This window comes from Dactylosporangium sp. NPDC051541 (assembly GCF_044454505.1).
GTDB lineage: Bacteria > Actinomycetota > Actinomycetes > Mycobacteriales > Micromonosporaceae > Dactylosporangium.
The window spans coordinates 1,050,017-1,067,171 of sequence record NZ_JBITDU010000002.1; the positions used below are offsets into that span (position 1 = coordinate 1,050,017).

General features: G+C 74.4%; 12 protein-coding genes. 3 read left to right on the forward strand and 9 right to left on the reverse strand.

All coding sequences use genetic code 11. The features are described from left to right. The 7 genes from ACIA8L_RS12540 to ACIA8L_RS12570 are packed head-to-tail and all read right to left on the reverse strand — an operon-like array spanning position 1 to position 10,173. Positions 1-789 (reverse strand): FkbM family methyltransferase, encoded by a 789-nt coding sequence (locus ACIA8L_RS12540; RefSeq protein ID WP_395903524.1) that lies wholly within the window; start codon positions 787-789, stop codon positions 1-3. After that, positions 786-2,042 carry a macrolide family glycosyltransferase gene (locus tag ACIA8L_RS12545; RefSeq protein ID WP_395903528.1) on the reverse strand — a complete coding sequence of 419 codons (1,257 nt, stop codon included), beginning with the start codon at positions 2,040-2,042 and terminating at the stop codon, positions 786-788. The genes ACIA8L_RS12540 and ACIA8L_RS12545 overlap by 4 nt, the downstream gene beginning before the upstream one ends. Next, on the reverse strand, positions 1,997-2,857 hold the full coding sequence (locus tag ACIA8L_RS12550) for an ABC transporter permease (RefSeq protein ID WP_395903530.1): 861 nt from the start codon (positions 2,855-2,857) through the stop codon (positions 1,997-1,999). Before ACIA8L_RS12550 ends, ACIA8L_RS12545 begins: the two co-directional genes overlap by 46 nt. Next, entirely contained in the window at positions 2,854-3,714 is an 861-nt protein-coding gene (locus tag ACIA8L_RS12555) for an ABC transporter ATP-binding protein (protein ID WP_395903531.1), read from the reverse strand. The genes ACIA8L_RS12550 and ACIA8L_RS12555 overlap by 4 nt, the downstream gene beginning before the upstream one ends. Further along, a complete protein-coding gene (locus ACIA8L_RS12560) occupies positions 3,711-6,653 on the reverse strand; it encodes an amino acid adenylation domain-containing protein (protein ID WP_395903533.1) in 2,943 nt (980 codons plus the stop codon). Before ACIA8L_RS12560 ends, ACIA8L_RS12555 begins: the two co-directional genes overlap by 4 nt. Then, positions 6,650-7,132: a hypothetical protein gene (locus tag ACIA8L_RS12565; RefSeq protein WP_395903535.1), complete on the reverse strand. Its 483-nt coding sequence runs from the start codon at positions 7,130-7,132 to the stop codon at positions 6,650-6,652. The genes ACIA8L_RS12560 and ACIA8L_RS12565 overlap by 4 nt, the downstream gene beginning before the upstream one ends. 26 nt (positions 7,133-7,158) lie before the next feature. Beyond that, the gene (locus ACIA8L_RS12570) at positions 7,159-10,173 is read right to left on the reverse strand and encodes a non-ribosomal peptide synthetase (RefSeq protein ID WP_395903537.1); all 3,015 of its coding nucleotides are present in this window, start codon (positions 10,171-10,173) and stop codon (positions 7,159-7,161) included. Positions 10,174-10,411: 238 nt separating this feature from the next. On the opposite strand from ACIA8L_RS12570, the gene ACIA8L_RS12575 reads away from it, so the two are divergent. The 3 genes from ACIA8L_RS12575 to ACIA8L_RS12585 are packed head-to-tail and all read left to right on the forward strand — an operon-like array spanning position 10,412 to position 15,111. Next, a complete protein-coding gene (locus ACIA8L_RS12575; RefSeq protein ID WP_395903538.1) occupies positions 10,412-11,851 on the forward strand; it encodes an NDP-hexose 2,3-dehydratase family protein in 1,440 nt (479 codons plus the stop codon). Continuing rightward, positions 11,830-12,567, forward strand: coding sequence for an aspartate/glutamate racemase family protein (locus tag ACIA8L_RS12580; protein WP_395903540.1), 738 nt, complete (start codon positions 11,830-11,832; stop codon positions 12,565-12,567). Before ACIA8L_RS12575 ends, ACIA8L_RS12580 begins: the two co-directional genes overlap by 22 nt. 9 nt (positions 12,568-12,576) lie before the next feature. Beyond that, positions 12,577-15,111 carry an amino acid adenylation domain-containing protein gene (locus ACIA8L_RS12585; protein WP_395903542.1) on the forward strand — a complete coding sequence of 845 codons (2,535 nt, stop codon included), beginning with the start codon at positions 12,577-12,579 and terminating at the stop codon, positions 15,109-15,111. A 65-nt stretch (positions 15,112-15,176) separates the two neighbouring features. On the opposite strand, the gene ACIA8L_RS12590 is transcribed toward ACIA8L_RS12585, so the two are convergent. Both ACIA8L_RS12590 and ACIA8L_RS12595 read right to left on the reverse strand, forming a co-directional pair. After that, complete coding sequence (locus tag ACIA8L_RS12590) at positions 15,177-15,377, reverse strand: hypothetical protein (protein ID WP_395903544.1); 201 nt, start codon at positions 15,375-15,377, stop codon at positions 15,177-15,179. After that, entirely contained in the window at positions 15,374-17,062 is a 1,689-nt protein-coding gene (locus ACIA8L_RS12595; RefSeq protein ID WP_395903546.1) for a carbamoyltransferase N-terminal domain-containing protein, read from the reverse strand. Before ACIA8L_RS12595 ends, ACIA8L_RS12590 begins: the two co-directional genes overlap by 4 nt. Positions 17,063-17,155: the final 93 nt, after the last annotated feature.

Below are 17,155 nucleotides of genomic sequence, written 5' to 3' on the forward strand. Positions count from 1 at the left end.
TCAGGACTCGGCGCGGCGGGCGGAGACGATGTGGACGCTGGCGCCGGCGAAGACGTCCTCCTGGAACACCTCGGGCGTGAAGCCGGCCTCCATGAGCAGCGCGACGACGGCGTCGAGGTTGCCGCCGACGGCGTGGACCTCGGCCACGACGCAGCGGATGCGCGCCCACTGCTCGGGCCGCACCCCGCGCAGGACCGGCAGCTCGGCCCGCTCGACGTCGATCTTGAGCAGCGCGACCTCGGCGATGCCCTGCTCGTCGAGCACGTCGCCGAGCGTGCGGACCTCCACCGGGTAGCGCTCGGCGCCGTCGCGGAAGCCCCGCCAGAAGTCCTCCTTGGTGCTCTCGTCCACGCCGAAGTTGTTCAGCACGGCGGCCATGTTGCGCTCGTCGTCGGCGTCGTCGGCCGCGATCGTGGCCATCATGGTGTGGTTGGGCAGGAACGTGAGCTCGGCGACGCCCGGCTCGGCGCCGAGGGCCACGTTGCACGCGGTGACGCCGGGCATGAGCCGGGCGGCGTTGTCGGCGAGGCAGGCGTAGGTGCGCCGGGCCGGCTCGAACGCGAGCACGCGCAGGCCGGGGACGCGGTCGGTGAAGGACAGGGCGGTCAGGCCGATGTGGGCGCCGACGTCGATGACGACGTCGCCGGCGGCGAGCCCGGCCAGCCCGGCGTCGTACGGCGAGCCCGCGCTCAGGCTCGGCCAGACCATCGTGTCCTGCGGGGTGGTGCAGGTGATGACCCGCCCGTCGTCGAGGGCGACGGGGTGCAGATCGGAGACCGCGGCGGTCATGAGGTGCCTTCCTGGGACGGGGCGACGGTCGCCGGGATGAATGCTTCGACGCAGTCGGCCGCGGCGGCGGCACCGCCGGCGGCCCGGATGGAGTCGCGCAGCTGCCGGGCCCGGTCGCGCACCGCCGTGTCGGCGAGCATCCGTTCGATCGCGGCGCGCAGGGTGGCGGCGGTGAGCCCGGCCGGGTCCAGCACCCGGCCGGCGCCGACCTCGGCGATCCGGTCGGCGTTGGCCCGCTCCTCGGCCATCTGCGGCACCGCCAGCATCGGCACGCCCTCGTGGAGCGCCTCCATGGTGCTGCCCATGCCGGCGTGGGTGATGAACAGGTCGGCGTGGCGCAGCACGTGCAGCTGGGCCACGAACCGGCGCAGCTCGACGTTCGGCGGCGGGGTGCCGAGGGCCGCGTGGTCGACGCCGTCGCCGGTGGCGATGACGACGTGCCCGCCGAGGTCGGCGACCGCCTCCAGGCAGGTGCGGAAGAATCCGGGGTTCTGGTTGTAGATGGTGCCGAGGGTGACCAGGATCAGGGGTGCGCGCTCGTGCGGGCGCTGCCAGGAGCCGAGGAAGCGCCGCTCATACAGGCACGGGCCGACGAAGCGATAGGCGTCGTCGAACGTCTCGCCCCGCGGCTGGAACTCTTTCGGGATGAACACGATCCGCCGGACGGCACCGTCGCCGGTGAGCAGCTCCTTCGGTGTGATCGTGGTGCCGCTGTTCTTCAGGTAGCCGCCGAGGCGCAGCAGGAACGCCCACAGCCGCGGCTGCAGCGGGTTGAGCCGGGTGTACCGCTGGCTCATCGACCACTCGGCGTTGGACATCAGCATCGGCGACACCTGCACCGCGGTCCGCTCCCACCGGGCCGCGAGCAGCCGGCCCCACCAGGCCGCGCTGTCGTAGACGACGATGTCGGGCCGCTGCGGGAACGCCTGGTCCAGCACCGGCACCAGCGCCCGGGTCTCGGCCAGGCTGGCCGCCATGGCGTCGACCAGGCTGCGGCCGCTGAACGTGAACGAGCGGAAGTCGCCCGGGTGCTGCTCGGTGTAGGTGACGACGTCGGAGCTGACCTCGGCCACCCGCTCGGCGAAGTCGGCGGTGGTGGCGTAGGTGACGTGGTGGCCGCGGGCGCGCAGCTCGGCGGCGAGGCCCAGGGTCGGGTTGACGTGCCCGGCCGACGGCGGGGCGAAGAAGGCGATGCGGGCCATGGTGGTCAGCCCCCGGTCCGGCTCTTCGTCCAGCGGAACGTCAGCAGGCACAGCACCAGCCCGGCGACGACCCAGCCGACGAGGGCGGCGGCGACCCAGCCGAGCTGCCAGCTGTGCGCGGCCTCGTGCGCGGCGAAGCTGTCGGGCAGGAACACCGAGCGCAGCCCCTGGCACATCCACTTGAGCGGGAAGATCGAGGCGACGTGCTGCAGCCACGGCGGCAGGTCGGTGAAGACGAGCGCGGCGCCGGAGATGAACTGCAGCACGAACGCGAACGGCGCGACGACGGCCGGGGCCGAGCGGCTGTTGCGCGGCAGCGACGACAGCGCGATGCCGCACAGCGCGCACGCGGTCACGCCCAGGACGCTGACCCAGGTGAACGTCCACCAGGCGCCCCCGTCGCGGGGCAGGTGCGTGCCGTAGAACAGCACCGACACCGCCACCAGGACCGCGGTCTCCACGATGCTGGTGACCAGCACCATGATGACCTTGCCGATGAAGTACGCCGAGCGCGGCATCGGCGTCGCCGCGATGCGCTTGAGCCCGCCCCGGTCACGCTCGATGGCGATGGAGATGGCCAGGGTCTGGAAGCCGGTGACCATCAGGCCGGTGGCGATGACCCCGGGCACCAGATAGTCGCTGTAGGAGACGCCGGGCGCGATCTCGCCGCCGAACATCGAGCTGAAGATGATCAACGCGAAGACCGGGAAGAGCAAAGAGAAGACGACGGTTTCGGTACCGCGGAAGAACTGCAGCAGTTCGAGTTGTCCCCGCCGCCAGCCCAGCCGGGCGATGCGCTTGACGCGGCCGGGGCTGAACCGGGCCGGGGCGGCCGGGCGGGGCGGGGCGGCGGTGACGGCGGTCATCGGTCCTCCGGGCTGGCGCCGGCGGCGCCGATCATCGACAGGTAGACGTCTTCCAGGCTGGGCCGGTGCACGGTGAGGCCGGGCGCCTCACCGCCGAGGCGGGCGTGCAGGTCGGCGATGAACTTGGTCGGGGCGGTCGTGGCCGCGTTCTGCGGGCCGTCGGCGCCGGTCCAGCTCACGACGGTCGCCTCGGTGTCGCGGCCGCCGAGGGTCTGCGGCACGCCGACGTCGAGGATGCGCCCGCCGACGATGACGGCGACCCGGTCGGCCAGGTGCTCGGCCTCGTCGAGGTAGTGCGTGGTGAGCACGATCGTGGTGCCGCCGGCCGCGAGGTCGCGGATGAGCTGCCAGAAGTCCCGGCGGGCTTCGGGGTCGAAGCCGGTCGTGGGCTCGTCCAGGAACAGCACCTCGGGCCGCCCGACGATGCCCAGGGCCACGTCGAGGCGGCGCTGCTGGCCGCCGGAGAGCTTCGACGCGCGCGCCTTGCGTTTCGCGCCGAGCCCGACCCGCTCGATGAGCTCGTCGGGGTCCTGGGCGTCGGGGTAGTAGCCGGCGAAGTGCTCGAGCACCTCACCGACGTTGAGGTCCTCGAACTCGCCGGTGGTCTGCAGCACCACCCCGATCCGGGCCCGCCAGTCCTCGCCGGCCCGGTAGGGGTCGGTGCCGAGCACGCTGACCGTGCCGCCGTCGCGGGGCCGGAAGCCTTCGAGGATCTCGACGAGGGTGGTCTTGCCGGCGCCGTTGGGCCCGAGCACGGCGAAGATCTCCCCCGGGTGGACCTCGAGGTCGACATCGTGCAGCGCGACGGCGGAGCCGTAGAGCTTGCGCAGGCCGCGCACCTCGATCGCCGGTCTCATGCCTCGTTCTCCTCTGGAATCGGACGGGCCGCGTCGGCGACAACGGCGAGGGTCGGCCGCCGGACGATCTCGCCCAGCCGGGCCATGAATGCCCGCTCGCGCTCGGGGCCGACGACATCGGCGCCGACCCCGGCGAGCATGGCCAGCAGCAGCACGGAGTCGCCGCCGAGCTGGTGGAAGTCGGAGGACCCGGTGAGCCGGGCCGGGTCGACGCCGAGGATGCGGGCCCACACCCGGGCCACCGCGGCCGGCACGGGGTCCTCGGTGGCCACCTCCGGGACGGTGCCACCACCGGCGAAGGGGTCGGGCAGGGCGCCGGTGTCGATCTTGCCGTTGGCGTTGCGGGGCAGCTCGGTCACCACGGTCACGGTCGCCGGGACCAGGTGCCGCGGCAGCCGCTCGGCGACGAACGCCGCCAGCTCGCCGGGGCCGGTGCCGGCGACGACGAAGGCGCAGAGCACCTTGGCGCCGGCCGGTGAGGTGCGGGCGACGACGGCGGCCCGGCGGACCTGTGGGTGCTCCTCGAACGCGGCGGCGACCTCGGCCGGCTCGACCCGGTGCCCGTCGACCTTCACCTGGTCGTCCGCGCGGCCCAGGAACTCGAGGTCACCGGAGGGCAGGATCCGGGCGAGGTCGCCGGTGCGGTACACCCGCGAGCCGTCGGCCAGCAACGAGAAGCGCTCGCGGGTCAGGTCGGGCCGGCCGCGGTAGCCCCGGGCCAGCTGGGCGCCGCCGAGATACATCTCCCCCGGCTCACCGGCCGGGACCGGGCGGCGGTCGCCGTCGAGCAGGTACACGGTGCAGTTCGCGGCCGGGCGGCCGATGGGGACGGTCGGGCCCGCGTCGTGCTCGGGCCGGACCCGGTTCACGACGCAGCCGACGGTCGCTTCGGTCGGCCCGTAGTGATTGAACAGCCGGACCTGCGGGCCGAACTGCTCCCGGGCCCGCCGGACCACCGCCGGGCGCAGCGGCTCGCCCCCGCACACCAGCAGCCGCACATCGCGGGGCCGCACGTCGAGCCGGCCGATCAGGTCCAGGTGGGACGGGGTCAGCTTGAGCGCGTTGGCGCCGGACTCCTCCAGCAGGTGGCGCAGGGTGAGGTGGCTGGCGTCGCCGGGCACGAGGACGAGCGGGGCGCCGGCCAGGGTGGAGAGGTACAGGGCGGTGTTGGGCAGATCGAACGCGGGCGAGGTGAACAGCGCGAACGACGTCTCGGCGTCGACCTCGAACTCGCGACCGGCCCAGTCGACGTAGTTCGCGAGGGCCCGGTGCGTGACCTCGACGCCCTTGGGCCGCCCGGTCGAGCCGGAGGTGTAGATGACGTAGGCCGGGTCGTCCGGCTCCGGGGCCGGCGCGGATGGCAGCGTCCCGGGCGCCGGGAGGTCTTCGAGGATGACGGCGGTGCCGAGCAGAGCCCGGCCGGCGTCGGACCGGCCCAGCAGGTGCACCTTCGCGCCGGCGTCGCTGAGCAGCCCGGCCAGGCGGGCGTCCGGGTGGCCCGGGTCGAGGGGCAGGTAGGCCGCGCCGGCCTTGAGCACGCCCCACAGGCCGGCGACGGCCCAGGCCGAACGGTCGGCGAGCAGCCCGACGACCTCGCCGCGGGAGACGCCGAGCTCGTGCAGGCGGTAGGCGACGGCGTCGGAGCGGGCGTCGAGCTCGGCGAAGGTGAGCTCGCCGTCGGGGCCGCGCAGCGCGACGGCGTCCGGCGTGCGGGTCACGACGGCCCGGAACCGGTCCACCACGGTGCCGTCCGGGACCGGCCGGGCGGTGTCGTTGCCGGACCAGTGGCGGGCGGCGGCCCGGGTGAGCGCCTCGACGACGGCGTCCAGCGCGGCCGCCATCCGCTCGGCGTTGCCGGGCCCGTCGCGCCAGGTCAGGGTGAGTTCGGTACGACCGCCGCATTCGACGCTGTTGAGCTCGGGGGCGCTGACCGCGGCCGGCAGCGGCAGCAGGTAAGCGGTGCGGGCCTCGAAGCCCGGGGCCGAGCAGGCGGCCAGATCGGCGCGCCCGAGGTGGGACAGGACCGTCGCGGACGCGTGCTTGTCCTTGCGGCCGGCCTCCAGGAACCGGATCAGGCCGCGCAGGGCCGGCACCGGCATCTTGAGCAGGTTGGGGTCGAGGCGCCAGGTGACCTCCCGGCCCTCGGCCATGGCGGCGAGGATCCGCTCGTGCAGCGCCTCCCACGGCTCGCCGGCGTCGACGTCGAACAGCTCGGTCTGCAGCAGGTTGCCGGTGGTGCGCTCGGCGGGCCCGTGCCGGCGCAGGTCGAAGGCGATCGCGAAGCGGGCCGACGGCAGCGCGTAGGCGGCGGTGAGCGCGGTGGCGACCCGGGCCACGAGCCCGGGATGGTGCCCGTCGACCGTCCGGCGGGCCCACACCGTGCGCGGCCGGCCTCGCCGGGGGCGGCCCAGCGGGGAGGGGTACCAGATATCGGGTCTGCTCTCGGCATTGGTGATGCCGAGCGCGTCGAACACGTCGGTGTCGGTGTGCGTGCCGGTGGCGCCGAGGAGCGGCTCGCCGCGCAGGGCCCGGAAGACGTCGTCGATCCACATCGCCTTGCCGCGCCCGTCCATGACGGCGTGGGAGGCCCGGAAGACGACCGCGGCCGGGTCGCCGGGGCACCACAGCACCTCGCACCAGCCGCCGTCGCGGTCCGGCAGCGGGTCGTGCAGCGCGGCGAGGCCGGTGCGGGCACGGCCGGCGGCGTCGGCGGTCCGCACCCGCGGGGCCCGGCCGGAGTCGACCCACGTCCGGCCCTCGCGGCGCAGCCGGGAGCCGGGGTTCGCCACGCCGGCGGCCTCGACGGCCGCGCGCAGTGCCTCCTCGTCGAGCGCGCCGACGCCCTCGACGACGGTCTGGATGACGGGCGGGATGCGGCGCGGATGGGCGACGAACCACCAGTCGGTCGCCGAGACCGGCCGGCGGTACGGCTCGCTCACCGCGCGCCGCCGGTCGCCGCGCCGACGAGCGCGGCGGTCAGCATCGTGTCGGCGCGGCGGCGGGCCAGCAGCGCGAAGGCGGCGGTGAGCACGGCCAGGTCCCGGCCGGGCCAGTCGCCCTCGGCCATAACCAGCAGCGGCCCGCGCCCGCCGGCCGGGACGGTGATGCCCACGTGCACCCGGTCGGCGGTGAGCACGCCGTAGAAGTGGCCGCGGTCGCGGGAGAGGGCCCAGCGCACGTGGTCGAGCCCGGGGATCGCCGCGCCGTCCGGGTCCAGGCGCACCAACGGGTCCCGCTCGGCCCCGGCCCAGGCGGCCCGGCGGCGCAGCCCGGCGCTCTGCACCGGGACGACGCCGGCCGCGGTGGTGATGGTGCCGCGGCGCAGCCGGCGGTCGGCGGCCAGCGAACCGCGGACCGCGCCGTCGGCACCGGTGAGGACGTAGGCGCCGCTCTCCCGCGTGATCGTCTGTCGGTCCATGGTGCCTCCCAGCGTTCGTTGCCTGCTCAGCCGGCGGCGGTGGCGGCCGGCTGCCGTCCGTCCCGGGCGGCCCGGGCCAGTTCGCTGACCCGGGCGAGGGTCGGTTCCCGGATGATGGCGCCGAGCTGCGCCATGAACTCGGCCTCGGCGCCGGCGCCGACGACGTCCTGGCTGACCGCCGCGAGCATCGTGAGCAGCTGCACGGAGTTGCCGCCGAGCTGGTGGAAGTCGGCGGTGCGGTCGAGCCGCCCGCCCTCGACGCCGAGGGTGCGGGCCCACACGCCGGCGACGGCGGTGACGACCTCATCCGACTCCCGGGGCCGGTCGTTCGTGATCTCCGGCCCGGCGGCGAACGGGTCCGGCAGGGCGGCCACGTCGACCTTGCCGTTGGCGTTGTGCGGGATCGCGTCCACGACGAGCGTCGCGGCCGGCACCATGTACCGCGGCAGGTGCTCGCCGAGGAACGCGTCCCACTCGGCCGGCTCCGCGCCCGCCTCCAGGACGACGTAGCCGGCCAGCTGCTTCTGGTCCGCGCCGGGGCGGGCCCGGGCGACGACGACGGCGCCGGCCACGGCCGGGTGCGACTGCAGCACCTGGGCGATCTCGGCCGGCTCGATCCGGTATCCGTTGACCTTCACCTGGTCGTCGGCCCGGCCGATGAACTCCAGCCCGCCATCGGGCCGCACGCGGGCCAGGTCGCCGGTGCGGTACACCCGGGTGCCGTCGGCGAGGTGGACGAAGCGCTCACGGGTCAGGTCGCGGCGGCCCCGGTAGCCGCGGGCCAGCTGCGCGCCGCCGAGGTACGCCTCCCCCGGCTCCCCGGCCGGGACGAACCGGCGCTGCCGGTCGAGCAGGTGCACGGTGCAGTTGTCCATGGGCACGCCGATCGGCACGGCCGGCGCGGCGCCGTCGGCCGGTTCGTACGTGTGCAGCGTGAGCCCGACCGTGGCCTCGGTCGGGCCGTACATGTTGAAGATGCGGCAGTCGGGCCCGAACTGCTCCCGCGCGCGGGCCGCGACCGGGCCGCGCAGCTGCTCGCCGACCACGACGAGGGTGCGCACGCCGGCCGGGCGCAGGTCGAGGCGGCCCATGAGGTCGAGGTGGGACGGGGTCAGCGAGACGGTGTCGGCGCCGGAGGTCTCCACCAGCCGGCGCATGGTCACGTGGCTGGGCTCGCCGGGCTCCAGCACCAGCGTGCCGCCGACACACAGGGGCGTGAACAGCGCCGTGTTGGACAGGTCGAACGCCAGGCTGGTGAAGACCGCGAACGCGGTACCGGGGCCGACGCCGAACCGCTCGGCGGTCCAGTCGACGTAGTTGGCCAGCGCCGCGTGCTCGATCTCGACACCCTTGGGCCGGCCGGTGGAGCCGGACGTGTAGATGACGTAGGCGAGGTCGCCGGGAGCGGCGGTGACCGGCACGGGGCCGGTGCCGCCGGTCGCGAGCTCGTCGAGGACGGCGGTGACGTACCGCGGGCCGATGACCGCCCGCCCGGCGTACGCCCGCTCGACGAGGCACACCTGGGCACCGGCGTCCGCGAGGAGCCCGGCCAGCCGGCCGTCGGGGTGCTGCACGTCCAGCGGCAGGTAGGCGGCGCCGGCCTTGAGCACACCCCAGATGCCGACGATGGCGTGCGGCGAGCGCCCGGCCAGCAGCCCGACGACGGAGCCGGCCCGGACACCGAGGTCGCGCAGGTGGGCGGCGACGATCTCCGAGCGCGCGTCGAGCTCGGCGTAGGTGAGGCGGCCCTCGGGCCAGCGCACCGCCTCGGCCTCGGGGGTCGCGGCGGCCCGGGCCCGGAACCGGTCGACGACGGTGTCCGCGGGCCGGTCGCGGGCGGTGGCGTTGGGCGCCCAGGTCCGCAGCGCGGCCGGAGACAGCGCCTCGGCGACGGCGTCGAGGACCTCGCCCATCCGCTCGGCCGCGCCCTCGCCGTCGCGCCAGGTCAAGGTCAGCTCGGTCCGGCCGCCGCACTCGACCAGGTTGAGGTCGGGCGGGCTGGCCGCGGTCAGCAGCGGGATCGGGTACAGGGTCCGGGCCTCGAACGCGGGGCCGCACAGCTCGGCCGGCTCGATCCGCCCGAGGTGGGCCAGGACGGTGGCCGAGGCATAGCGGCGCTTGGCCGCCGCGCCGTGCTCCATCACCTTGATCAGCGTGCGCAGCACCGGCCGGGGCAGCCTCAGCAGCCCGGCGTCGAGCCGGCCGCTGACCTCGCGCCCCTCGGCCATCGCGGTCAGGATGCGCTCGTGCAGCGCCTCCCACGGCTCCCCGGCCGCGGTGTCGAACAGCTCGACCTGGGAGAGATTGCCGGTTGTGCGTACGCCGGGCAGGTGCCGGCGCATGTCGAAGGCGACGGCGAAGCGCGCGGTGTCCAGGCCGTAGGCGGTGGTCAGCGCCCCGGCGACCTTGGCGACCAGGCCGGCGTGGTAGCCGTCGACCGTACGCCGGGCCCAGGCGGTGCGCCGCTCGCCGCTGGGCTGGCCGAGCGGCGACACCCAGTCGATCTTCGGCGCCGGGGTCCGCTCGGCCGGGGCCGGGAAGCGCTCGAAGACGTCGTCCTCGGTGACGGGGTCGACCGCCCCGAGCGGCGCCTCGCCGCGCAGCACGCGGAAGACGTCGGCGATCCACAGCGCCATGCCGGGCCAGTCCATGACGGCGTGGCTGGCCCGGAACACCACGGCGGCGGGCTCGCCCGGGCACCACAGGACCTCGCAGAAGGCGCCGTCGGGGGCGGGCAGCGGCTCGTGCAGGGCGTCGATGGCGGCGACCGTACCCGGGCCGCCGACGGCGCCCTTGACGGTCCGCACGCGCGGCGGCACACCGCCGGTGAGCCAGTGGCGGCGGGTGCCGGCCAGTGCGGTGTCCGGGCAGGCGGCCGCGGCGGCGGCGACGGCGGCGCGCAGGGCGGCGGGCGTGATCGTGCCGGTGCCCTCCACGACGGCCTGGATGACCGGCGAGACCGACGCCGGGTGTGCGAGCCACCACCGGTCGCTGGCCGACACGGGCTTGCGGATCGCACGCTCCGGAACATCGACGCTCATCGCACCCCTCGCTTGGGTCGCAGCCAGTCCGGTCCGGTTCTAACACCTCCGGCGCTGGTGGATTCACCAGACGCGGGCCGCCGGGGCCGTTTCGGCCCGGGCTCGGGGCGGCAAGAGTGCGAAGACGACCAGTCTCGCTGTGCTACCGCCTAAACCCTTGCTTGGCCGCCCCTAACGTGCTGTACCGGCGTGGCCGGACGAGCGCCCCGCCCTGTGCGACGCACCGAGGAGGTGGCGCGTGTCCCGAACGACGACACTGCTGGACCGGGCCGGGCCCGGCGACCGCGCGCCCGCGGGCCGGCGTTTCACGACGTCGGCGACGGTCGACGGCCGGTTCACGACGAACGACGAGTGCCTGGCCTGGCTGGCCGAGCAGCGCGAGATCCAGGCGTACTCGGTCGAGCGGGTGCCGTTCGACCGGCTGGCGGGCTGGAACTTCGCCCCGGACACCGGCAACCTGGTGCACCACACCGGCCGCTTCTTCACCATCGAGGGCCTGGAGGTGCGCCTCGACCCGTTCCGGGTGCCGAGCTGGACCCAGCCGATCATCGTGCAGCGCGAGATCGGCATCCTCGGCATCCTGGTCAAGGAGTTCGACGGGGTCCTGCACTGCCTCATGCAGGCCAAGATGGAGCCGGGCAACCACAACCTGGTGCAGCTGTCGCCGACGGTGCAGGCGACCCGCTCCAACTACACCCGCGTCCACAAGGGACGGACGATTCCCTACCTGGAGTACTTCACGGCTCCGCGCAGCGGCCGGGTCATCGCCGACTCCCTGCAGTCGGAGCAGGGCGGCTGGTTCCTGCACAAGCGCAACCGCAACATCGTGGTGGAGACCGACGAGGACGTCGAGGTGCTCCCGGGCTTCCGGTGGATGACCGTGGCCCAGGTGCAGCGGCTGCTGCGGCTGGACGACGTGGTGAACATGGACGCCCGCACGGTGCTGTCCATCATGCCGTTCGAGCGGCCGGAGACGCACCCGGCCGGGCTCGACCCGTTCCGGGCGGCGCTGCTGCGGTCGCTGGACCCCGAGGCCCCGACGCAGCACACGACCACCGAGGCGATCAGCTGGCTGACCGAGAACAAGGCCCGCTTCGAGCTGCACCAGCGGCGGATCCCGCTGCTGGACACGGCCGGCTGGCACCGGACGACGGACGAGATCGCGCACGCCTCCGGCGGCTACTTCAGCATCGTCGGTGTGGACGTGCGGGCCAAGGACCGCGAGGTCGGCGCCTGGATGCAGCCGCTGCTGCGCCCGGCCGCACCCGGCCGCCTGGCCCTGCTCACCCGGCAGATCAACGGCGTGCTGCACGTGCTGCTGCAGGCCCGCCCGGCCGCGGGGGCGCTGGACATCGTCGAGGCCGCGCCGACCCTGCACTGCACACCACAGACGTTCCGGACCCTGCCGACCGCGCACCGGCCGCAGTTCCTCGACTACGTGCTCGACAGCCCCGAGCGGCAGATCCGCTTCGACACCTGGCTTTCGGAGGAGGGCGGCCGGTTCCTGCACGCCCTGAACCGGTACCAGATCATCGAGGTCGAGGAGCAGTTCCCGACCGCGCCACCGCCGAACTTCATGTGGCTCGGCGTCCACCAGCTCATGACGCTGCTGCAGTTCGGCAACTGCCTCAACGTCGAGGCCCGCAGCCTGCTCGCATGCCTGCACACCCTCTGGTGAACGGCCGCATCCCGGCCACCGTCGGCGTCCTCGGCGGGATGGGCCCGCTGGCCTCGGCCGCGTTCGTCCAGACGATGTACGAGATGGCGGTCGAGCGCACCGGGCCGGCGACCGAGCAGGCACTACCGCGCTGCCTGCTGGACTCCGACCCGTCGATCCCGGACCGGACCGAGGCGATCCTCACCGGCGGCGCCGAGGCGCTGTCCCGGCTCATCGCCGACCGGGTCGACGCGCTGATCCGCCTCGGTGCCGACCGGGTGGTCCTGGCCTGCGTCACCGCCCACCACCTGCTGGACGAGGTCGACCCCGGCCAGCGGGCCCGGCTGGTGTCGCTGATCGACGCGGTCTTCGACGAGCTGGCCGTGGCCGCACCGGGCCGGTTCCTGCTGCTGGCCACGACGGGCACCCGGCAGGCCCGCACGTTCGAGCGCTCGCCGCGCTGGCCGGCGGTCGCGCACCGGGTCGTCCTGCCGCCGCCCGAGGTCCAGGACGAGGTCCACTACCTGCTGTATCGGCTCAAGCGCGAGCCGGTCACGGCGGCCGTCGTGCGGCGCGTCGAGGACCTGGCCCAGCAGTTCGGCTGCGTGGGCGTCATCGGCGGCTGCACGGAACTGCACCTGATCACCCGCTGGCGGCGGGCCAACCGCGGGGGGCCGGTCATCCTCGACCCGCTCCTCGGCGTCGCCGCCGCCCTGACGAAGCTCACCGACGTTTAGGGGGCCACCTTGCTCACCACCGCCTCGCAGTACTGGCGGGATCTGCTCGCCGGCTTCACCGAGCCGACCCGCCTGCTGCCGCCCCGCCGCCGGCCCGGCACGATCCCGGCCGGTGCCGTCACCGCCGCGCTGACCTGGGAGTCGTCGCAGGCCGCCCGGCTCGCCGCGGCGGCCGGCCGGATCGGTCTGCGCCCAGCCGACGTCGTCGTGGCGGCCTGGGGCCTCGTGCTGGCCGCCGCGGCCGGTGCCGAGGACGTGGTACACGGCGCGCTGGTGGCCGGGGACACCGCCGAGCCCGTCCCCGTCCGGGTCCGTCCCGCACCGGGCCTGCTCCTCTGCGCGCACCTGGTCGGAGCGCACCGGCAGTACACCGAAAATGTCCGTCACGCCGGACTGCCGGCCGAGCAGCTGGCCCGATCGGCCGCGGTGCCGGCCGGAACCCCGCTGTTCGAGACGCTCGTGTCCGTCGGCGCCGAGCCGGACGGGCCCGGCCTGTGCCTGTCGGCCGACGTGACCCCTGAGCGGGTGGCGCTGCGGCTGACGGCGCCGGGCGCGGACCTGGACGAAGCGGGCGTGCGGCGGCTGCTCGTGCACGTCAGCCAGCTCCTCGCGGCGATCGCCGACGCCCCGGTCACCGCCCGGCTGCGCGACGTCGGCCCGCTGTCCCGCTTCGAACGGCACCGCGCCGTGCGCCAGTGGAACGCCACCGCCGTGGAGCGCGAGGCCGGCCTCTGCATCCACGAGCTCGTCGAGCGGCAGGCGGCCCGCACGCCGGACGCGACGGCGGTCCTGCAGGGCGCCGAGCGGCTCACCTACGCCGAGCTCGACGCGGCCGCCGACCGGCTCGCCCGCCGCCTGGCCGCCGAGGGCGTCGGCCCCGGCGACTTCGTCGCGCTGCACCTCGGGCGCAGCGTGCACACGGTCGTGGCCCTGCTCGGGGTCCTCAAATCCGGCGCCGCCTACGCCCCGATCGACGCCAACCAGCCGATCGAGCGCATCCGCGGCCTGCTCACCAACCTGCGCTGCGCGGTGGTGCTCACGGACCGCGACTCGCTCGCGACCGTCGAGGCGGTCACCGCCGATGTGCCGACGGTCCGCACCGTGCTGTGGACCGGAGCCGAACCGCCCGCCGACGCCCCGGCACCGCGGCGGGCCACGGCCGGCGACCAGGCGTACGTCATCTTCACCTCCGGCTCGACCGGCGCGCCGAAAGGCGTCGTGCTCACCCACGCCCCGGTGGTCAACCTGATCGAGTGGGTCAACGAGACACACGCGATCGGCCCGGACGACCGGGTCCTGTTCGTCACCTCGCTCGGCTTCGACCTGTCCGTGTACGACGTCTTCGGCGTGCTCGCCGCCGGCGGCAGCGTCCGGGTCGCCACCGAGGCCGAGGTCGCCGACCCCCAGCGGCTGCTGTCCATCCTGGACAGTGAGCCGATCACGTTCTGGGACTCCGCCCCGGCCGCGCTGCAGCAGCTCGAGCCGCTCTTCGCCATGCGCCCGCCGCCCGCCGCGGCGAGCCTGCGGCTGGTCTTCCTCAGCGGCGACTGGGTGCCGCTGAGCCTGCCCGACGCGGTCCGCACCGCGTTCCCGGGCGCCCGGATCGTCGCCCTGGGCGGGGCGACGGAGGCCGCGATCTGGTCCAACTCGTTCCCGGTCGGCGTCGTCGACCCGGCCTGGACCAGCATCCCCTATGGCCGCCCGATCGCCAACGCGCACTACTACGTCCTCGACGCGGCACTGCGCCCGGCCCCGATCGGCGCCCCCGGCGACCTCTACATCGGCGGCGACTGCCTGGCCCTGGGCTATCACGGCGACCCGGCCCTCACGGCCGGGAAGTTCCGGCCCGACCATCTCTCCGGCCGCTCCGGGGCCCGGCTGTACCGCACCGGCGACCGCGCCCGCTACTGGCCCGGCGGCACCATCGAGTTCCTCGGCCGCATCGACAACCAGGTGAAGGTCCGCGGCTTCCGGATCGAGCTCGGCGAGGTCGAGGCCGCCCTGGCCACCCTGCCCGGCGTGGCGACCGCCGTCGCGGTGGTGCACGGCGAACGGGCCGACGCGCAGATCGTCGCCTACATCGTCCCCGAGCCCGGCGTGTACCCGGACCCGCGCTACGTCCGCGAGCAGGCGGCCGAGCTGCTGCCCGCGTACATGCTCCCGGCCCACGTCATGCTGCTCGACGAGGTCCCGGTGACCGCCAACGGCAAGCTGGACCGCCGCGCGCTGCCCGCACCCGGCGACGACGGACCGGCCCGGCCGCCGTACGTGGCCCCGCAGACGGCCGCCGAGCGGGCGATCGCCGCGATCTGGGCCGACCTGCTGCAGGTCGAGCGGGTCGGGCTGGACGACAACTTCTTCGACCTGGGCGGCCACTCACTGCTCATCACCCAGCTCATCGCCCGGCTCAAGGTCGCTCTCGAGATCGACGTGCCGATCCGGACGGTCCTGGACCACCAGACGGCCGGCTCGTTCGCGGCGGCGGTCGAGGCGGCCCTGATCGCCGCCCTGGAGACCGACCCGGTCCAGAGCCCGGTCGCGTAGCAGGGAGCAGCAACGGCGCGAAAGGCCCGGCACCGTTCTGGTGCCGGGCCCTGGCCGCACGAGGCTCAGGTGGTGCGGTCGCGGGCGCTGACGAGGGCGATGCTCAGGGTCGACACGATCGTGCGGGCCTGGGCCACGGCCGCCTCGAGGCGGGCGGGGCGGGCGGCGTCCGGCTCCCGCAGCATCCCGCGCAGCTCCTCGACGAGGCCCGCCGTGTGTTCCAGCGCGGCCTCGTCGAGCGGCGTCGGCGACAACGCCACGGTCATGCGGCCCGGCGCAGCAGCATCCCGCTGTCCCACACCAGGTCGACCTTGTCCCAGCCGATGGCGGTGGCGGCGTCGGGGAAGAAGCCGCTGCCGTTGAAGTTCGCGGACGTGTTGCACAGGACCGGGATGCCGCTGGCCGCGTGGTAGGCGCGCAGGATCTCGGTGAGGTCGGGGTCCTGGGCGGGGCTGACCGTCTGCAGCCGGGCGGTACCGTCCAGGTGCAGGACGGCCGGGATGCGCGGTACCCACTCCGGGCGCACCTCGTGCTCGAAGAGCATGTACGGGTCCGGGGTGCCCGGGTCGAAGATCTCCGGCGCGTGCTCCTCCAGGCAGATCGGCGCGACCGGGCGGTAGTGCTCGCGGCGCTTGATCTCGTTGAGGCGGTCCTTCATGCCGGCCGCGACCGGGGCGGCCAGGATGCTGCGGCCGCCCAGGGCCCGCGGGCCGAGCTCGGCGCGGCCGTTGAGGACGACGACCGGCTCGCCGGTCTCGTGCAACAGCCGGCCCAGCTCCTGCGGCGAGCACGGCTCCCCGGTCCAGCCCTCGGGCAGCTGCGGGGTGGGCAGCAGGCGCGGGCCGAGCCGGACGTGCCAGTCGATCGGGCGCAGGCCGCCGTAGACGCCGAGGTGGGCGCAGGCGGTGCCGATGGCGGAGCCGGAGTCGTCGGGGAACGGCGGTACCCACATCGCCTTGATCAAAGGATGTCCACGCAGGGCGCTGTTCCACTTGATGTTCAGCGCGCAGCCGCCGGCGAAGCAGAAGTTGACCGGCTCGTCGCCCTTCCAGGCCCGGATCTTCGCCGTGACCCGCTCCAGCAGCAGCTCCTCGAGGAACTCGTGGACCGTGGCCAGGACGTCCTCGTCGCTGACGCCGAGGCGCTCCACGTCGGCCGCGACGTCGGTGAGGAAGGCGTGCACGTAGCCGTGCGAGCGTTCGCCGTTGCTGCCGCAGCCGATGATGGCCTCGCGGTACTGCCGGACCCGCTCGGTCGGCGCTTCGAAGTGTTCGTGGAACCGCTCGGTGAACGCAGCCTTCGCGGCGTCGTCGGGCCGGCCCAGCGCGATGTAGGCCATGAGCTTGCCCGCCACCGACAGGTCGTCGACGTTCTGCGACTTGTTCGTGCGCTTGTACGGGCCCCAGTGCTGCGAGGCCATCGAGTACGTGTGGCCGATGAGCGGGAACGCCTCGCCGCCCGGCTCGATGCGGCCCTGGGCGTTGACCGAGTACAGCCGCGGGAAGCAGCCGCCGTCCCACACCATGACGATCGCCGGCTGGGCCCGGGCCGCGAACGGGCTCGTCGCGTAGGCGACCGCGAGGTGGCTGGCGACGTGCACGAAGCTGGTGTACGGCCGCGTGACGCCGCCGATGTGCAGCTCGCCCTGGTGCGCCGGGCGGCCCGGGTCGGGGACGGCGGGCGTCTCGCGGTAGGGCGCCACGGTGAGGTCGACCGCGCCGATCGGGGTCTGCACCTTGACGTGGCCGTTGCGGGCTCCGTCCCAACCGTCGACGACCCAGTGGTCGACGTCGTTGACCGAGTAGCCGTAGTCGGCTAACAGCTTCGGCACCAGGGCCAGGTCGTCGAAGTTGCTGTACCGCGAGTTGTTGTCCAGCTTCTGCATCTCGATGTTGCACACGAGACGGTCGTCGTCGAGCAGCGCGAGCCCGCCGCTCTGCGTGAACTTCAATCCGGCTGTAATCACAAGGAGCCTCCAGTGCCATGCCGGCGGGGCGGAAGGGGTGCGGCACCCCGAGTGGCGGAGTGCCGCACCGGTCGACAC

Excerpts from the sequence above, each read along its gene's own strand:
- ACIA8L_RS12540 (WP_395903524.1), bottom strand. The coding sequence starts at position 789 with ATGACCGCCGCGGTCTCCGATCTGCACCCCGTCGCCCTCGACGACGGG.
- ACIA8L_RS12550 (WP_395903530.1), bottom strand. The coding sequence starts at position 2,857 with ATGACCGCCGTCACCGCCGCCCCGCCCCGCCCGGCCGCCCCGGCCCGG.
- ACIA8L_RS12555 (WP_395903531.1), bottom strand. The coding sequence starts at position 3,714 with ATGAGACCGGCGATCGAGGTGCGCGGCCTGCGCAAGCTCTACGGCTCC.
- ACIA8L_RS12565 (WP_395903535.1), bottom strand. The coding sequence starts at position 7,132 with ATGGACCGACAGACGATCACGCGGGAGAGCGGCGCCTACGTCCTCACC.
- ACIA8L_RS12570 (WP_395903537.1), bottom strand. The coding sequence starts at position 10,173 with ATGAGCGTCGATGTTCCGGAGCGTGCGATCCGCAAGCCCGTGTCGGCC.
- ACIA8L_RS12580 (WP_395903540.1), top strand. The coding sequence starts at position 11,830 with ATGCCTGCACACCCTCTGGTGAACGGCCGCATCCCGGCCACCGTCGGC.
- ACIA8L_RS12590 (WP_395903544.1), bottom strand. The coding sequence starts at position 15,377 with ATGACCGTGGCGTTGTCGCCGACGCCGCTCGACGAGGCCGCGCTGGAA.